Origin of the sequence: Flavobacterium cutihirudinis, from assembly GCF_003385895.1 — a bacterium.
Taxonomy (GTDB): domain Bacteria; phylum Bacteroidota; class Bacteroidia; order Flavobacteriales; family Flavobacteriaceae; genus Flavobacterium; species Flavobacterium cutihirudinis.
The window spans coordinates 419,933-437,622 of sequence record NZ_QRDQ01000010.1; the positions used below are offsets into that span (position 1 = coordinate 419,933).

The 17,690-nt window shown below is 32.8% G+C and carries 13 protein-coding genes and 1 rRNA gene; 6 read left to right on the forward strand and 8 right to left on the reverse strand.

Annotated features, from left to right (window positions below; genetic code table 11):
• Positions 1-101: 101 nt before the first annotated feature.
• The 3 genes from BD847_RS16450 to BD847_RS16460 all read left to right on the forward strand — a co-directional run bounded on the left by BD847_RS16450 (position 102) and on the right by BD847_RS16460 (position 4,808).
• Positions 102-2,450: a S9 family peptidase gene (locus BD847_RS16450; protein WP_115889350.1), complete on the forward strand. Its 2,349-nt coding sequence runs from the start codon at positions 102-104 to the stop codon at positions 2,448-2,450.
• A gap of 164 nt (positions 2,451-2,614) precedes the next feature.
• Positions 2,615-3,568, forward strand: a complete 954-nt coding sequence (locus BD847_RS16455) for a phosphoribosylaminoimidazolesuccinocarboxamide synthase (protein WP_115889351.1) — start codon at positions 2,615-2,617, stop codon at positions 3,566-3,568.
• Positions 3,569-3,896: 328 nt separating this feature from the next.
• Positions 3,897-4,808: a hypothetical protein gene (locus tag BD847_RS16460; protein ID WP_115889352.1), complete on the forward strand. Its 912-nt coding sequence runs from the start codon at positions 3,897-3,899 to the stop codon at positions 4,806-4,808.
• 129 nt (positions 4,809-4,937) lie between these two features.
• Here the strand turns inward: BD847_RS16460 and BD847_RS16465 are convergent, their stop codons facing one another.
• On the reverse strand, positions 4,938-5,477 hold the full coding sequence (locus tag BD847_RS16465) for an SRPBCC family protein (protein ID WP_115889353.1): 540 nt from the start codon (positions 5,475-5,477) through the stop codon (positions 4,938-4,940).
• A gap of 361 nt (positions 5,478-5,838) precedes the next feature.
• Here BD847_RS16465 and BD847_RS16470 point away from each other — a divergent pair, with 361 nt between their 5' ends.
• A complete protein-coding gene (locus BD847_RS16470; protein WP_115889354.1) occupies positions 5,839-6,222 on the forward strand; it encodes an ankyrin repeat domain-containing protein in 384 nt (127 codons plus the stop codon).
• Positions 6,223-6,306: 84 nt separating this feature from the next.
• Here the strand turns inward: BD847_RS16470 and BD847_RS16475 are convergent, their stop codons facing one another.
• From BD847_RS16475 to BD847_RS16505, 7 genes are all read right to left on the reverse strand, one after another.
• Entirely contained in the window at positions 6,307-6,912 is a 606-nt protein-coding gene (locus tag BD847_RS16475) for a DUF2238 domain-containing protein (RefSeq protein ID WP_115889355.1), read from the reverse strand.
• A 123-nt stretch (positions 6,913-7,035) separates the two neighbouring features.
• Positions 7,036-10,134: an efflux RND transporter permease subunit gene (locus BD847_RS16480; RefSeq protein ID WP_115889356.1), complete on the reverse strand. Its 3,099-nt coding sequence runs from the start codon at positions 10,132-10,134 to the stop codon at positions 7,036-7,038.
• 3 nt (positions 10,135-10,137) lie between these two features.
• Positions 10,138-11,223, reverse strand: coding sequence for an efflux RND transporter periplasmic adaptor subunit (locus BD847_RS16485; protein WP_115889357.1), 1,086 nt, complete (start codon positions 11,221-11,223; stop codon positions 10,138-10,140).
• Positions 11,224-11,235: 12 nt separating this feature from the next.
• Positions 11,236-12,483: a TolC family protein gene (locus tag BD847_RS16490; protein WP_115889358.1), complete on the reverse strand. Its 1,248-nt coding sequence runs from the start codon at positions 12,481-12,483 to the stop codon at positions 11,236-11,238.
• A gap of 84 nt (positions 12,484-12,567) precedes the next feature.
• Positions 12,568-13,929, reverse strand: a complete 1,362-nt coding sequence (locus BD847_RS16495; RefSeq protein ID WP_115889359.1) for a sensor histidine kinase — start codon at positions 13,927-13,929, stop codon at positions 12,568-12,570.
• Positions 13,926-14,606: a response regulator transcription factor gene (locus BD847_RS16500; protein WP_115889360.1), complete on the reverse strand. Its 681-nt coding sequence runs from the start codon at positions 14,604-14,606 to the stop codon at positions 13,926-13,928. The genes BD847_RS16495 and BD847_RS16500 overlap by 4 nt, the downstream gene beginning before the upstream one ends.
• Before the next feature lie 59 nt (positions 14,607-14,665).
• Positions 14,666-15,754 (reverse strand): M42 family metallopeptidase, encoded by a 1,089-nt coding sequence (locus tag BD847_RS16505; RefSeq protein WP_115889361.1) that lies wholly within the window; start codon positions 15,752-15,754, stop codon positions 14,666-14,668.
• Positions 15,755-15,835: 81 nt separating this feature from the next.
• On the opposite strand from BD847_RS16505, the gene BD847_RS16510 reads away from it, so the two are divergent.
• Both BD847_RS16510 and BD847_RS16515 read left to right on the forward strand, forming a co-directional pair.
• Positions 15,836-16,516, forward strand: coding sequence for a DUF4294 domain-containing protein (locus BD847_RS16510; protein WP_115889362.1), 681 nt, complete (start codon positions 15,836-15,838; stop codon positions 16,514-16,516).
• 1,097 nt (positions 16,517-17,613) lie between these two features.
• A 16S ribosomal RNA gene (locus tag BD847_RS16515) occupies positions 17,614-17,690 on the forward strand; the annotation flags it as partial.

Genomic DNA, 17,690 nt, shown 5'->3' on the forward strand with positions numbered 1-17,690 from the left:
TTTGTAATCATTTGAAAATTAATAGTGTGTGGTTGGTTAAGTAAAAACAATTTTTTTAATAGCGCTCAAAGTGTATTTTTGTTTTCTTAAATATAACTGCCATGATAAAAAAATGTTTTATTCTAACCTTTTTACTGCTTTCCATAACTGGAAATTCTCAGCAATTAAAATTAGAAGAAATAATGAAAGGGGAATCTTTCATTGGAAATCAACCTACAAACGGACGATGGTCTTTAGATGGGAAAAAGGTTTATTTTGAATGGAATCCAAAAGATGAATTAGGAACAAGTACGTATTATTGGCAAAAAGGAATGACTAAGCCAGAAATCGTTCAGCCAAAAGAAGCTGTTTTTTCTCAAATGGATTTCAAAAGCAAACCCGGTTCTGATATTGTTTATTATATCTATGAGGGAAGTTTGTATTCGTGCTCAATTCAGTCAAAAATTAGTAAAAAGCTTCTTCAGCAATCGACACCAATATCAAATCTGCAATTAGGATCTGAAGCTGGAGTGTTGTTTTTTTCTCAAAATGATAATATTTTCAAATACAATACGAAAGAGGGAACTGTTTTGCAGATTACCAATTTCAGTAAAGGAATTAAAAATGAAACAAAACCAGAAAAGGAAACTTTTTTGAACACACAGCAAAAAGAATTATTTCAGTTCATTAGAGACAAAGAAGCTAAAAAACAATGGAATCTCGCTAAATCTAAAGCTGTAAAATCTGATTTTGCTAAAGAATATTTTTATGGAAAAGACAATTTTACGAGTCTTAAAGTAAATCCAAACGGAAATTTTGCCACTTTCAGTTTGATTGAAGATATAGAAGTGAAGCAAGAAAAAATGGAAGTTTTTATTACTGCTGATGGTTATAACCAAAGTCCGGAAACGAAAGAAAAAGTTTCGGTAAATAATTTTGTAAAAACGAAATTCGGAATTTATTCTGTTGCAAAAGACACTGTTTATTATGTGAATTTTTCGACTTTAAGTCATATTCAGGACACACCAAAATATTTTCAGGAATATGAAAATCTAAAAAACAAGCCTAAAGAGGATAAACTGATTGTAGCTCAAGCTCCTGTTTATAATGAAAACGGATCATTGGCTATTGTCGAAATTAGAAGTCAGGATAATAAAGACAGATGGCTTGTAAATTTAAATCTGGAAAAAGGGACTTTTGAAGAAATTGAATATCAGCATGATGAAGCGTGGATTGGTGGTCCCGGAATTCCATCGTATTCTTTTGAATCAGGAAATTTAGGTTTTTTAGCTGATAATGAAACCATTTACTTTCAATCTGAAGCTACAGGATATTCTCATTTATATACTTATAATGTAAAAACGAAGAAAAAAACGCAACTAACAAAAGGAAATTGGGAAGTTCGTGAGGTTTCTTTATCGAAAGATAAAAAAGTGTTTTATTTGACAACAAATACAACGCATCCCGGAAATAGAAATTTCTACAAATTAGCTGTTGCCGATGGTGTTATGCAACCAATTTTAACTAAAGATGGTGCACATGAAGTTGTGCTTTCGCCTGACGAAAAATCACTTTTAGTTCGTTATTCGTACAAAAATATCCCTTGGGATTTTTATGTTGCCGAAAATAAAAAGAATACAACTTTACAGCAGATTTCATCTTCGGTTACTGAAGGTTTCAAAAAATATCAATGGAGAACGCCTGAAGTGATTACGTTTAATGCACAGGATGGAACTCCGGTAAATGCGAGAATTTATACGCCAAGCGCAGAAACAAAAAATAAAGCAGCAATTATTTTTGTTCACGGTGCTGGCTACCTTCAAAATGCACATAATTTCTGGAGCAATTATTATAGAGAATATATGTTTCATAATATGCTGACTGATTTGGGATACACGGTTTTAGATATTGATTATAGGGGAAGTGATGGTTATGGGCGTGATTTTAGAACTGGAATTTATCGTTTTATGGGCGGAAAAGATTTATCTGATCATTTAGACGGGAAAAAGTTATTAATTGAAAAATACGGAATTGATGCTGATAGAGTAGGTATTTATGGAGGTTCGTACGGAGGTTTCATTACTTTAATGGGAATGTTGACAGCTCCTGGCGAGTTTGCTTCGGGCGCTGCATTACGTTCCGTTACAGACTGGGCACATTATAATCACGGTTATACCGGAAATATTTTGAATTTCCCAGAGACAGATCCACAAGCGTATAAAAAAAGTTCACCAATTTATTTCGCAGATAATTTAAAAGGAAATTTAGTAATGCTTCACGGAATGGTTGACGATAATGTTGAATATAAAGATGTTGTGCGTTTGTCTCAGCGTTTTATTGAATTGGAGAAAAAGAATTGGAGTTTGGCTTCTTTCCCGGTTGAATCACACGGTTTTAAAGAAACCTATTCCTGGATCGATGAATACAGCCGAATTTTGAATTTATTTAATTCGACGCTTCTAAAGAAATAGTGTTCAGTTTTCAGTCTCAGTTTTCAGTCTCGATTTTCAGTCACAGTTTAAGACTGGTAACTGAGACTGAAAACTGAGACTAAAAAAAGAATCTGAATAGATTCTTTTTTTACTTTAATTAGTTTTAAATTTGCATTCATAAAAATACAACACAACTATAGATAATGAGTAACACCATCACAACCACAAATTTTAATTTCCCGGGTCAAAAATCAGTTTACCGTGGAAAAGTAAGAGAAGTTTATAACATTAATGACGATCTTTTAGTAATGGTTGCAACCGACAGACTTTCGGCTTTTGATGTGGTATTGCCTAAAGGTATTCCATATAAAGGACAGATTCTGAATCAAATTGCAACAAAATTTATGGAGTTGACTGAAGATATTGTGCCAAACTGGCTAATTGCTACTCCAGATCCAAACGTTGCTGTTGGACATTTGTGCGAACCTTTCAAAGTAGAAATGGTTATTCGTGGTTATGTTTCTGGCCACGCGGCACGTGAATATGCTGCAGGAAGAAGACAAATCTGCGGAGTTACAATGGCTGAGGGTTTAAAAGAAAATGATAAATTTCCTGAACCAATTATTACACCAACTACAAAAGCAGATAATGGTTCTCATGACGAAGATATTTCTCGTGAAGACATTTTGTCAAAAGGAATTGTTTCTGAAGAAGATTATTTAGTTTTAGAAAAGTATACTCGTGCTTTATTCCAAAGAGGAACTGAAATTGCTGCTTCACGCGGATTAATTTTAGTTGATACAAAGTACGAATTCGGAAAAACAAAAGACGGTGTTATTGTTTTAATTGATGAAATTCATACTCCGGATTCTTCTCGTTATTTTTATGCTGATGGATATGCAGAAAGACAAGAAAAAGGAGAGGAGCAAAAACAATTATCAAAAGAATTCGTTCGTCGCTGGTTGATTGAAAATGGTTTTCAAGGTCAGGAAGGGCAACAAATTCCGGAAATGACAGATACTTACATCGAATCAGTTTCTGAAAGATATATTGAATTATACGAAAACATTCTAGGAGAAAAATTTGTTAAAGCTGATATTGATAATATTGACAAGCGTATTGATAAAAATGTATTAGATTATCTAGCATCTAGATAGTCTTTCATGGTTTAAAGAACTCTTTAAACTATGAAATTTATAACACAAAAATGCCTTACTATTCAGTAGGGCATTTTGTTTTTGTACAAATTGATAATAGACAAAAAGCTAAAACGAATTATTTTGTTTGAACTTGGTTTGAATGATGTTTATTAAATAGATAGAAAAATATCGAGATTCTTTAATTTGTCTGGTCTTGTTTGAAAGTTCTGTTTTTAGTTTTTTAGAACGAAGAAAATATTTATTAAATTTTTGACGAAAGCATAATTATAATTCTGAGCAATAGTATATATTTGGGTACTATTAATCTTAACCTAAAATTTTAAGTATGAAAAAAACTTTACTTCTTTTGTTATTTGCTTTTAATCTATTCAGTTGCTCGAGCGATGAAAACGAGCCAGTTGCAACGGAAGCTACTTTGCGTATAAATGCAAAAACGGTTTCAAATACAAATCTTACAGGAAAACCTATAAAAAGAAACACTTTGCCAGTAAGTTTGCAAAATATCTATGTGTATACGCAAGCAACAGGTCTTACTGAAATCGAGAATCAGTTTGAAATTGTATCAGACGAAACTCTTGGAGCTAGCGATAATATTATCTTAAGAGGAATTTCTTTAGGAGAAACAAGTCTTAGAGCAGTTGCAAGAACTTACAGTCCATCTGAAGATTTAGTTCCTTACATAGATAATAAATTTATAAGAGACAAAACATCTGCAAATTTGGTATATAATGAGTTAAGCAATTATGCACCATTTATTAAATATGTTTCGAAGCCAATTGATCCTGTTACTATAGTCGCAGGAGATAATGCTCCTGTAACGTTTGAATTAGTTCCAACTATTGGTAGAGCAATTTTTATTTTTCAATTATCAGAAGAATTAAAAACTTTAAATTACAGTTGTACATTTACTGTTCGTAGCCGTGGAGCAAGTACGAATCTTGCTTTCCCAGTTTTTGATACCTATACTATCAGTGGTGATCAAGTTACCGGAACAATTGTAGAAGGACCTGGAGTAGGCGATATATTTAATAAACCAACAATTGTCTATGAGATATTTGATGCGTCAAATGTGTCAAAATTTAAAGGAGCAGTTTCTATTGATGTTGTAAAAGGAGCTAGTACGGATAAAATTTTTACTATTACTTCTGATAATATCCCAGTTGAAAATACTACACAGACAACTTTTAAAATTGATGATATAATTACTGGCGCATTGACTAATGGTGGAAATTTGTAATGGTATTATTTAATGATAATCTTGTATTATAACTAAAATGTCATTTTTTTTGACTTTTAGTTTTACAGAACTAACTTAAAATGTAAAAAGAGCCTAACTTAAAAGAGTCAGGCTCTTTTTTTAAGGAACTTAATTTTCCATTTTTTCTTTTAGATTGTCTAAGCCTTTTTGTAAATCATTTCCAAGCATGGAATCCAAATTCATCATTGGCAGCATAATATTCATGGGGTACGGAATAATACCATTTATAGCCCATTTTACTTTAGTTTGATTTTGAGCAATTTTTTCCGTCGACATAAAACCTTCAGCAGTGTCTTGCATTGGTTCTTTAAAGCGTAACGCGAAATCAATTCTTTTTCCTTCGGTAATTTTGGTAATTTCCTGCTCGCCAACACCTACTTCTTTTACTTTGCTTTCCCAAGAAGCGACTGAACCTACTGTACCATCTGTGCCTTTGTAATTTGTTTTCATTTTGGGATCAATACTTGCCCAGTAACTAAATTCGTTTTGGTTCTTCAGAAATTTTACATAATTGAAAACTGTATCAACAGGTTTGTTGATTGTTACTTCTCTTTGAACAGCATATTCTTTTGGCATAAAATAGGCAGAAATAAGTACCAGAGAAATGCCTAGAATAAGAATGATTAAAACTATTTTAAGAATTCGCATATTATTTTGGTTTTAAAGTTAGCCTTAAAAAAATTTGTAATTGTGAATTATCTACCACCTTTTTAGATAAATCTTTGTTTTTGAGTATAGTAAAGATAAAAAAGTTCATCTTAGATTGTATACGGTTAGAATGCTTAATTATTATTTTTTAAGATTTTTTTTATTTTTTGTGTAACATTTTACTTCTGTTAGCGTCTATTATAGAAACAAAGATTTTACATTCGGTTTCGTTCTTTATCCAAGTATTAAATGAATGTTAAGAATTAGTTAAAACATAGTACTTTGTAATGCATAATACATGAATATAGATTATCTTTGTTTAGAAATTAAAAATCATCAATCAATTTAACAATCAATCAACATGAAAAATTCAGTAATTATTTTAGGAGTAGCTTTAGTAGCTTTTGCCAATGTATCAATGGCAGCAAATCACACAACAACAGTTAAAGAGAATCCAATTGTTGTTACAAATTATGATGCAACGCCACTTAATGTTGCAGTTTTAAAAGGTGACATTGAAGTAGTAAAGAAATTTATCGAATACGGCGCAAATGTTAACGAAAAGTCTGATGATATGTCTCCTTTAATGACGGCAGCCCGTTACAACAAAGTAGAAATTCTAAAGCTTTTATTGGCGAATGGCGCACGTCCATTAGATAAAAATGAGAAAGGATATACAGCATTAAAATATGCAGAACTTTCAAATGCAACTGAGGCAATTGCAATTTTAAAAGATTTAAAATAAAACCTAGATTAAAAATTTAGTTTGAGTTAGTATAAAGAAAACGACCTTCATTGAGCAGTAGGTCGTTTTCTTTTTTTTTTGCAATTATATGAAAGTCAATTCCTGTATTTTTCTATCCTGAATTTTTGATAATAATATAAGTGCTGTAATAGCTCCAATGGTAGCAAACAGCATATCAGATTGTGTATCCCAAATATATCCTTGTGTCCCAAGAAATGAATCTCCACCTTCGCCAGTTGCTAACGAAACAAACCATTCTATAAATTCGTAAGTAGCACTAATTGCGAGGCAAATGCTGACAATTATAAAATTGAAAAAACTTTTATTGCTGATTACTTCTTTCCGAATGAACAATTCTCTAATAATCATCGCGGGAACAAAACCTTGTGCAAAGTGCCCAACTTTATCGTAGTTGTTTCTGCTTTGATGGAAAACTTCTTTGATGTAATCAAAAAAAGGAACTTCAGCATAAGTATAATGTCCACCAATAAATAAAATTATACAGTGTAGCAGAATTAAAGTATAGGTAAAATTTGTAAATCGGAATTTTTTAAATGTAAATGCTAAAATTAGAAAACCTATAATGGCAGGAATGATCTCGAGAAAACACGTAAAACCTTCTTTAGCATTTATAACTGAAGCAAATAAGGAGATGAAAAACAAGCTAATCAAAAAGTAAATATACTTCATAAAATAGATTTTTTAGATATAGGCAAGATATTAAACAAAAACGTAACGAAATCAAAAAAGCATCATTAAAAATAATGATGCTTTTTCTTTAACCAAATTAATTTAACCAATTATCAAATTTCTTTATTCTAAAGGCACATTCTTTTTTCGGTTGAAAACCCAGAATATGATTGGAAATATAAGCAACGTCAGTATAGTTGCAGTTATTAAACCACCAATAATAACAATTGCAAGCGGCTTTTGTGATTCGGAACCAATTCCGGTTGAAATTGCCGCGGGCATTAAACCAATCGAAGCCATTAAAGCAGTCATAACTACGGCTCTTGTTCGGGCTTTTACACCTTTAAATATCGATTCTTCGAGTGTAAATTTCGCTTTAATATTATGATGAAACTCTGATATTAGAATCACACCATTTTGAATACATATTCCAAGTAATGCTATAAAACCAACACCTGCCGAGATTCCAAAATTCATTCCTGTGATATGCAAAGCCATAATTCCTCCAATAATTGCAAAAGGAACGTTTGCCAAAACAAGCAACGAATCTTTTATGTTGCCAAACAAAATAAAAAGAAGAACAAATATTCCAAGTAAACTTATTGGAACTACCTGTGCCAAACGAGCACTTGCACGAACCTGATTTTCAAATTCTCCCGTCCATCCGGTTGTATATCCGGTAGGCATTTTTATTTCGGCCACTTTAGACTGAGCTTCTGCAATAGTACTTCCTAAATCTCTGTCACGCACTGAGAATTTAACTCCGATAAAACGTTTTGTATTATCTCTGTAAATAAACGCTGGACCTGTTACGGTTTTTATATCGCAAATTTCTTTTAACGGAATTTTTGCTCCGCTGCTTGTTGGAACTTTAAGTTCCGCTAGATCTTCTTCATCTTTTCGGTATTCTTTAGAAAATCGGACTCTGACATCAAATTTCTTTTCATCTTCATACTTTTGTGTGGCAGTTTTTCCTCCAAAAGCCAGCTCTAAAACAGCTTGCGCATCACTTAAAGTTACACCGTAAGCTGCCATTTTTTCTCTGTCCAAAATAACGCTGATTTCGGGTTGACCTACGTTTCTAAGAATTCCAACGTCTTTGATACCGGGAATGTTTTTAATTTTTGCTAAAACATCATTAGAAAGTTCATCCAGTTTATCTAAATCATCACCATAAATTTTTACTGCATTTGAAGCTTTAAAACCAGCTACAGACTCAGCAACGTTATCAATTACGGGTTGTGAATAATTATAAGTAATTCCCTGATGTACTTTCAACTTGTTGTCCATTTCATTAATTAAATCATCCATAGAAATTTTTCTTTTCCATTCTGATTTAGGTTTCAAATCAACCTGAAGTTGGATAAAACCAAATCCGTTGGGATCTGTTCCGTCATTGCTTCGGCCGGTTTGCGATAGTACATTTTTTACTTCAGGAAAACTTTCCAGATCTTTACGAATTATGGCTGCAGTTTGTACACTTTCAGGAAGTGAAGTACTCATTGGCAATTCGGCCGTTACCCATAATGCTCCTTCATTTAACTGAGGTAGAAATTCGGTTCCTAAAAAAGAAGCAGAGAAAAATACAGCAACGATAATCCCAACTGATGCAGTTAGAGTTTTTACCTTGTGTTTAAAAGTCCATGCAAAACCTTTTTCTACCATTCGATCCCAGAAATTAACAAATGGATTGTGTTTTTCTTTTACATTTTTATTTAATAAAATGTGTGATAAAACAGGCACCAAAGTCAAAGTGAAAAGTAAAGCTCCCATTAATGCAAAGCCTAAAGTGTAGGCTAGGGGAGAAAACATTTTTCCTTCAACTTTCTGGAAAGAGAATATTGGCAATAAGGCAGTAATAATAATCAATTTTGAAAAGAAAATAGCTTTACCCATTTCTGTTCCGGTTTTCTTAATAATACTTCCTTTTGCAATTTTATTGTAGGCCGTCATTCCTAGCTGATGGGCTCGATGATCGAGTACAACAAATAATCCTTCAACCATAACAACGGCTCCGTCAATAATAATTCCAAAATCGACTGCTCCTAAACTTAGTAGATTGGCACTCATGCCCATCATTTTCAGACACAAAAAGGCAAATAATAAAGAAAGCGGAATGACAATCGAAACCGTAAATGTGGTTCTCCAGTCGGCCATAAATAAGAAAACGACGCAGGTAACCAGAATAATTCCTTCAAATAAATTATGCATTACGGTTTCCGTCGTGAAATTCATTAGATTATCACGATCGTAAAAGGTTTCAATTTTAATGTCCTTTGGAAGTACATTCTCGTTAAGATCTTTTATCTTATCTTTAATCAAGGCCAAAGTTTCTTGTGCATTTTCGCCTTTTCGCATTACAACAATTCCTTCAACAGCATCATCATTTTTTCCAATTCCGGTTTGTCCAACGCGCGGCATTGAACTTTCGTAAACGGATGCAACATTTTTGACCAAGATTGGATTTCCTCCGGCATCATCAACAATAATGTTTTCGATATCTGGAATCGATTTTAGAAGACCAACACCACGTACAACAAAAGCTTGTCCGTTTTTTTCAATAATATCACCACCAACATTTAAATTTCCGGCATTAACAGCATTATAAACCTGTAAAGGTGTAATGTTGTATTTTGCGAGTTTTATAGGATCAACACCAACTTCGTAAGTTTTAGTCTGACCTCCAAAAACATTTAAATCAGCTACACCAGGAACGGCACGCAATTGTTTGTCGATAACCCAGTTTTGGTAAGTCAATAATTCTCTACTGTCTCTGCTGTCACTTTTTACGATATATCTGAAGATTTCCCCAGTTGGTCCATAAGGCGGTTGTACATCTGGCTCAACATCGTCCGGAAGAGAAACATTTTTCAGTAAATTATTTACTTGTAAGCGGGCAAAAGTATCATCGACACCATCATCAAAAATGATTTTGATTACTGATAATCCAAACATGGTAATACTACGAACACTGGTCTTTTTTTGAACAGAATTCATGGAGATTTCTATTGGCGACGTTACGAAACGTTCTACTTCTTCAGCACTTTTACCATTCCATTGTGTGATAATAATGATTTGTGTATTGGTTACATCCGGAAAGGCGTCAATAGGCATGTTTTTAAAGGAAATAAATCCCGCAACAGCCAATATACCAACCCAGAAAAAGGTAAATGCTTTATTCTTAAGCGAAAAAGCAATAATATTTCTTATGAATTTGTTCATGTCTTAATCGTTTAAAGCGCGATAAATAAATAACTGATTGTTGGTAATTACCTTTTCATTTTCTTTTAGACCACTTGAAATATAAGTTGTTTTACCAACGACTCTATATACTTCGACCTGTCTGGTTTCTATATTATGACGATCTTTAAAGATCATTACGAAGTTTTTACTTTTATCGAAAACAATAGCATTACTAGGAATCGCAATCATTGATTTGTCTTCGTTAATAGATAATTTAATGTTGGCATTCATATCCGGTTTTAATAAATATCCAGGGTTTTGCAGTTTGATTCTGGCTTGCATTGCTTTGGTTTCAGGATCAATTACGTTAAAGATTTTATCTACTTTTCCGTTAAAAACTTTATCTGGATAACTTAATGTTGTAACATCAGCGTCAATACCAAGCTTTACTTTATTGATGTCAATTTCATTGATATTTGCCATTGCCCAAACTTCGCTAATTTCTGCAATGTCAAATATGTTTTCAGAACGATCAGATCGAAGCAACATATCCTGATTAATACTTTTCTGAATGATAAAACCACTAATTGGTGCGGTTACTTCATAAATAGAACCGGCTTTAATATTGTAGATTTTATAGGTTTCCTGAATTTTACTTAATTGCGATTGCGCTTTCGTAACTTCAGATTTAGCCTGTAGCACATCACTTTCTGAATTTAGTTTGCCGTCAAATAATTCCTGTGCAACTTTTAAATTGTTTTTGGCAACAAGTAAATCACTTTTTGCATCCAGTGATTGTTTTTCAAAATCTGCAATATCAGTACTTTTTATGGTTGCAAGGACTTGTCCTTTTTTTACATAATCTCCAAGTTCAACATTTACTTTGATAACATTTCCGCCTACAAGAGGATATACGTCAATCATTTTGTTGTTATCGGCTGTAATTTTTCCGTAAAAACTAAGTTCATTTTTCACACGTTGTGTTTGAGCTGTTGCCGTTGTAGTGGTTTTGAGCATATTATCGCTCAAGGCAAAAGATGTATTAGTTTGCGGATTTTCGACTTCTTTTTTGCAGCTTGTAATAGAAAGACTTACAATTGCAATACCTATGATTAGTTTATGTTTCATTATTATTTAGTTTTAAAATAAGTCTTTGTTGATTGTACTGTTTAATTCCTCTCCTGAGAGCACAACTTTTTTCTTTAATTCATTTAGCTGAATTGAAGCTTGATTATAGCTTTCCATAAAATCAGTAAATTCTAGTAAACTTATATTGCGTTTTTGAAAATTGGTTAGAATTCCATTGTAGACTGCTTCAAAATCTGAATTTACCGTTGGTTTTATTACAGCGTAGTTTTTTCGGGATTCATCCCATTTGGTCCAAGCCGAAGTGATGTCAGTTTGCAACTGTAGTTCAAAATTTTGTTTATCTACTTTTGACTGTTCTAAAATAGTTTGAGCATATTTAATGTTTCCCTTATTCTTGTTCCAAAGGGGTAGTGGAATACCAAGTGTTAAATTGGCTTCTTTATTAAAAGCACCACTTCGTTGATCGTAATTTGCACCAACAGTAATGTCGGGTACAGAAAGTGATTTTTGCCATTTGACATTTAAAGTATTGGCATCTATTTCTTTTTGCTTTGCTAAGTAATCAGGGCGGTTAGTTATAGCGTCATTTTCAAATGATTTTAAATCAAAATCAATAGTTTTTAAATATTTATTGAACTCCGTATCAGAAACTTTTGGAACTATAGTTTCATTTTCATTTAGTAATAATTTTAAATTTGCCTGTTCCTCAATATTGTCATTTACAACTTCCATACGTTCATTTTTAAAATTCAAATACAACGATTGTAGGCGCACAAGATCTCTTAAAGGAATATTCCCTTTCTGTACCTGAACAGAATAGGAATTAATTAAATCTTCAATATGAGTCAATTGATTGTCTGTAGTTTCCAGACTTTTTGTATTATAATAAACAGTATAAAAACTTTTGCGCAATTGCAGTTTTAAAGTCCTCAGTAAATCATTAAATTGTAACTCTGCTACCTGTTCGTTGGTTTGTGCTAGTTTTACTTCATTGCGCTTTTTTCCGCCTAAGTAAATTAACTGTTCAATACCAAACGCTTTCTGGCCTTCTTTTCCGATATCAAAATAACGATTGGCTTCTGGGTTATAAGCATTTAATTCGGCACTAAGTGTTGGGTTATCCCAAATTCTGGCTTGAATTGTTAGTGCTTTTGATGCATCAATGTTATATTGTGATGCCAACAAAAAAAGATTTTTTTTAAGGAACTGGCTTTCACAGTCTTGAAGTGTAACTGTTTTTTGAGCCAATACTGCCTGAGTGAGGGAGAAAAGCAGTAATAATGCAAATAGTTTTTTCATTGTATCAATTTTAAGTTGTACAAATATGCTATCAGGAGACTTTAAGACACCTTAAAATCTACCTTAAAAATAGCTTAAAATTATTTACGAATGAAAAACTAGTTGAAATAAATTCGTGTTAATATCTGTAACACTGTAAGTTATAGTCGCATTGTGAAGTGTAAGGATTCGCTGTACGATACGTAAGCCTAACCCAAAACCTGAAGTTCCGTGGGCATTTTTACCACGCATAAAAGGTTGAAAAAGATTTCTTTGTTCGTTTTCGCTTAAAGTTTTTCCTGTGTTGGATACTGAAACAACAAGCTGATTATCATGTATACCGATTTTTACTTTTGCTTGTTTATTGTCTGAGTAAACACAGGCATTTTTTAAGACATTGCCTAAAGCAATTTCCAAAAGATTCTTGTTTCCTCTAATTTCCAAAGCAGAATCAAGATTTTCATTTTCTTCCATTTCGAAAAGAATTACAAAATCAGGAAAACTTTTATTCAAGTTTTCAATAGCTGAGAACAGAATTTCATCTATTCGTTGCATTTCGTTTTTTTCAAGACTTCTGTTGTCAATCTTTGAAAGAATAAGTAGAGAAGTGATTAATTCGGTTAATTGATTTACGTCGGATAAAATAGTTTTTAAAAATGATTTTCCTTTGTCAGATGTTGTTGTATCAGAGATAACGTTCTCAATTTGTGAAGTAATTCTGGATAGAGGTGTTCTTAATTCATGAGATGCATGCGCTGTAAATTCTTTTTGTTTTTGATAAGAAATTTCAATCCGGTCCATCATAAAATTAAACTCATTGGCAATCAGGTCAATCTCATTCTTGTTGCTTTTTGATTGAATTCTTGTGTCAAGATTATTTTCGTTTATGTTTTTTATTTTTTGATGAAAAATACTTAATGGACTCATGGCTTTTTTTACCATGAAAGAAGTTAGAATCCAACATATACAAGTGAAAAAAATGTAAGATATAATTAAGGTGTATCTTAAAAAAAGTAGTTTTCGTTTTCCATAATCATCCGTTGCAGAAATTAAGGCATAAAAATCTTTATCTTTTGTATCATAGAAAACGCCATAAACTTCATAATCGCCTTGTTGTTTAAAAAAGGTTTTATGTTTTTTGAGGTATTTTAGATCTTCTATCGACCAGTTTATTTTTGCATCATCAATACTGCTGTAAATCAGCTTATAATGAGAATCAAAAACCAAAGTTTTTTCATCGTATAACTTATTGATAGAATTTTGATCAATCATTTTTAAAAGCTGATCATCAACTTCTTTAACATTTACAAGAAGTTTAATGTTCGAAAGTGCCTTTATTTCCAGTCGGTCTCTAAATTCTTCTTTTCTGAAATTAGAATACAAAACAAATATCACGGTTGAAGCCAATCCAAAAAGGATTGTAAACAACAAACTTACTAAAAGTGATATTCTGTTTTTTAATGTCATTCCTGATTACTTAAGTAATAACCATATCCAACTTTAGTTCTGATAAGTTTGGTTTCATGGTCTTTATCAATTTTCTTTCGAAGAAAATTTATGTATACTTCAATTGTGTTCTGATTTGTTTCTATATGATAATCCCAGAGCTTTTCGGCGATAAATTGTTTAGACAATACTTTTCCTTTAGCTTGCGCCAAAATCAAAATTAGCTTAAACTCTTTTGGGGTTAATTTTATTTCTTCTCCCGAACGAAAGACCTTCATTTCTTCTTCAAAAATTTCTAAATCTTCTATTTGAATATTTTTCTCAATTTGCTGGGGAATTTCTTTTCGTCTCAATAAAGATGAAATACGGGCATATAATTCCTCGAAATGAAAAGGTTTTACCAGATAATCATCAGCTCCATTGTCAAACGAGGCTAGTTTATCTTCAATATCACTAAATGCAGTGAGCATTATTATGGGAGTTTTTTTATCGATGTCTCTAATTTCCTTGCACACTTCAATTCCGTTTTTCCCGGGAACATTAATATCGAGTATAATTAAATCATAATCGTAAGGAAAATATTTCTTTAGCAGTAATGTGCCATCATAAAAAGGAATACACTCGAATTCTTTATTGGTAAAGAAAGTAGAGATTTCTTTTGATAAAGTAAAATCATCCTCGAGTAATAGAATCTTCATATATTGTTTTTTAACATATTAGGCTACTATAAGATAATAGCCTAATAGTATAATATTATTTATTTAAAATAAGAAAAAGTTTCATTGTTTTCAATTTTCAGCAATGATTCATATATAAGCTGAATAACATTTTCGACATCTTCCTTATGAACCATTTCAACGGTAGTATGCATATAACGTAAAGGCAATGAAATCAATGCCGATGCTACGCCACCATTACTGTAAGCAAAAGCATCTGTATCTGTACCAGTGGCACTAGATGTTGCATTACGTTGAAACGGAATATTATTTGCCTCCGCTGTATCAACAATCAAATCGCGCAATTTGTTCTGAACTGCAGGCGAATAGGCAATTACGGGACCTTTACCCATTTTTAGATCACCTTCAATTTTTTTGTCAATCATTGGTGTATTAGTATCATGACAGACATCGGTAATAATTGCGACATTTGGTTTTATAGTATGTGCAATCATTTCGGCACCACGTAACCCAATTTCTTCCTGAACCGAATTTACAATATATAAACCAAACGGAAGTGTCTTTTTGTTTTCATGTAACAAACGCGCTACTTCAGCAATCATAAAACCTCCCATTCTGTTGTCAATAGCGCGGCAAACAAATTTGTTTTCGTTCAAAATCATAAATTCATCCGGATACGTAATAACACAACCCACATGAACGCCCATCGCTTCAACTTGTTCCTTAGTTTCGCAACCCAGATCAATAAATATATTACTCAATTTTGGAGTTTCTTCTTTATCTCTCAAACGGGTATGAATTGCCGGCCAGCCAAAAACACCTTTTACAATTCCTTTTTTAGTATGAATATCGACTCTTTTTGAAGGCGCAATCTGATGATCAGAACCTCCGTTTCTAATAACATATAATAATCCGTCATCAGTAATATAATTTACATACCATGAAATTTCATCAGCATGTCCTTCAATCACAACTTTAAAAGGAGCTTCTGGATTAATGACTCCAACTGCTGTCCCATAAGTATCCGTAATAAAAGTATCAACATAAGGTTTTAAATATTGCATCCAAAGTTTTTGACCTTCACTTTCATATCCGGTAGGCGAGGCGTTATTTAGGTAGCTTTCAAGGAAGGCAATTGACGTATCTTTTAAGATAGAATTTGAACTCATAAAAATATTTTTTTGCTAAATTAAAAATTTGGTATTAGAGTTGTGTATAAATATATAATTTTACATTTAAATTATGACTCGATGAGATTTACCTACATTCTTTTATTTTTTATTTTGATATCTTTTTCAGGCCAGGCTCAGGTTACGCCAAAAGAAAATCAGCAAATGGGTTATGTACTAACAGAAAAAGATTCCATTTTGGGTGATACGATTGAATTACCTGAGATCATCATTACAAAAGAAAAACTCGATCCCGAAGCCCAAAAGCAATTTTTGATTCTTCAAAACAGGGTTTATAAGGTATATCCGTATGCGAAATTAGCAGCTGACCGTTTAACAGCATTAAATAAAGGAATGGCACGTTTGAAAACAAATCGTGAAAAGAAGAAATATTTTAAAATTGTAGAAGATTATCTTAATAATGAATTTGAAGCCAGACTTAAAAAACTTTCGCGTAAACAAGGCCAAATTCTCGTAAAGCTTGTTCATAGACAAACTGGAATCACGACATATGAATTAATACGAACTTTAAAAAGTGGTTTCAAAGCCTTTGTTTCCAATACGACTGCCAATTTATTCGATATTAGTCTAAAGAAAGAGTATAGTCCATATGAAGTCAATGAAGACTATTTAATAGAAACAATTCTTCAAAGAGCTTTCGAATCCGGTCGATTGGTCAATCAAAAAGCCGCAAACCCCGTAAATTATAATGATCTTATGAATCATTGGGAAGCAAAAGCAAAAGAATCCAAAGAAAAATAGTGACATATATTATAGTATACCAACCCGACAGGTTTTCAAAACCTGTCGGGTTGGTTTTTTATGTGTACATATATAATATGTGATAGAACCAATTTGTATCCCAGTTTTCCGTAGAGGCGCACTGCAGTGCGCCTCCTCGCAACGCAGATGTTTAAGAGGATTGAATTCACTATTATATATATGTGCAAGATGTCAGGCTGAGCGCCCTTATCCTTAGGGTTCAAGAAGGAAGAAGCTTCTTTGATATGAATTTGGAATTTCAGGATTAAGAATTTGTTTTTTGTTTAGGAGCTTAATCCCGCTATCCGCTTCAATCTTTTGTGCCGAACCCCGGCACAAAAGGATTTCCACTACTATCGGGGCTAGGGTATAGGATTTCAGGAGAAAATTAAGGAAGCAGTAGGGGATTCCAGAAGAAACCACACACACTCAAAAAGAAAAACTTTGCGCCTTGTCGTCTTTGCGTGACTAAAAAGCAAAGAAGAAAATCAAGCTTTGCGTCTTGGTGCCTTTGTGGCAAAACCGGACAAAACATTGCAAAACCGTCCAAGGAAGAGAAAACAGGTCAAAGACGAAAAAAATTTTTGATCATAAAAAACGCAAAACCAGCGAGTTATAAAAAAGATTGAAATTATATAAAAAAAAAGCTTGTAAATGCGAATAAAGGTCCTACTTTTGCACCCGCAACAACGAGAGACGTTCACTGAAATACTGACAAGCTAGGCGATTGAAACAGAAAAAAAATTCTGAAAAAAAGATTGCGAAAAGCTTGTGGAATTCGAAAGAAGCTTTTACATTTGCACCCCGCAAAACACGGAAAGTTCATTGAGAGATTGGTAGATATGATGAAGGAAAAAGGAAAAGAAATTTTCTAAAAAAAAAACTTCAAAAAACATTTGCCGTTTTGAAATAAGTTTTCTACTTTTGCACCCGCTTTGAGAAACAAGCGAGATGATAAAAAAGAATACACGTTCGTAGACATATTGAATTGACAGCCGTCTTGTCCAAAAGACAAGACAAATAGAATAAGAGTAATAGGATCGCAAGATTCGGAAAGAACCACTAGATAAGGCATCGAATATATAATATAAAAATATACGATGAAGAGTTTGATCCTGGCTCAGGATGAACGCTAGCGGCAGGCTTAACACATGCAAGTCGAGGGGTATAGCAC

Coding starts and splice junctions, on each gene's coding strand:
- BD847_RS16475 (WP_115889355.1), bottom strand. CDS start 6,912: ATGAAGTATATTTACTTTTTGATTAGCTTGTTTTTCATCTCCTTATTT.
- BD847_RS16460 (WP_115889352.1), top strand. CDS start 3,897: ATGAAAAAAACTTTACTTCTTTTGTTATTTGCTTTTAATCTATTCAGT.
- BD847_RS16455 (WP_115889351.1), top strand. CDS start 2,615: ATGAGTAACACCATCACAACCACAAATTTTAATTTCCCGGGTCAAAAA.
- BD847_RS16510 (WP_115889362.1), top strand. CDS start 15,836: ATGAGATTTACCTACATTCTTTTATTTTTTATTTTGATATCTTTTTCA.
- BD847_RS16490 (WP_115889358.1), bottom strand. CDS start 12,483: ATGAAAAAACTATTTGCATTATTACTGCTTTTCTCCCTCACTCAGGCA.
- BD847_RS16480 (WP_115889356.1), bottom strand. CDS start 10,134: ATGAACAAATTCATAAGAAATATTATTGCTTTTTCGCTTAAGAATAAA.
- BD847_RS16505 (WP_115889361.1), bottom strand. CDS start 15,754: ATGAGTTCAAATTCTATCTTAAAAGATACGTCAATTGCCTTCCTTGAA.
- BD847_RS16465 (WP_115889353.1), bottom strand. CDS start 5,477: ATGCGAATTCTTAAAATAGTTTTAATCATTCTTATTCTAGGCATTTCT.
- BD847_RS16495 (WP_115889359.1), bottom strand. CDS start 13,929: ATGACATTAAAAAACAGAATATCACTTTTAGTAAGTTTGTTGTTTACA.
- BD847_RS16450 (WP_115889350.1), top strand. CDS start 102: ATGATAAAAAAATGTTTTATTCTAACCTTTTTACTGCTTTCCATAACT.
- BD847_RS16485 (WP_115889357.1), bottom strand. CDS start 11,223: ATGAAACATAAACTAATCATAGGTATTGCAATTGTAAGTCTTTCTATT.
- BD847_RS16500 (WP_115889360.1), bottom strand. CDS start 14,606: ATGAAGATTCTATTACTCGAGGATGATTTTACTTTATCAAAAGAAATC.
- BD847_RS16470 (WP_115889354.1), top strand. CDS start 5,839: ATGAAAAATTCAGTAATTATTTTAGGAGTAGCTTTAGTAGCTTTTGCC.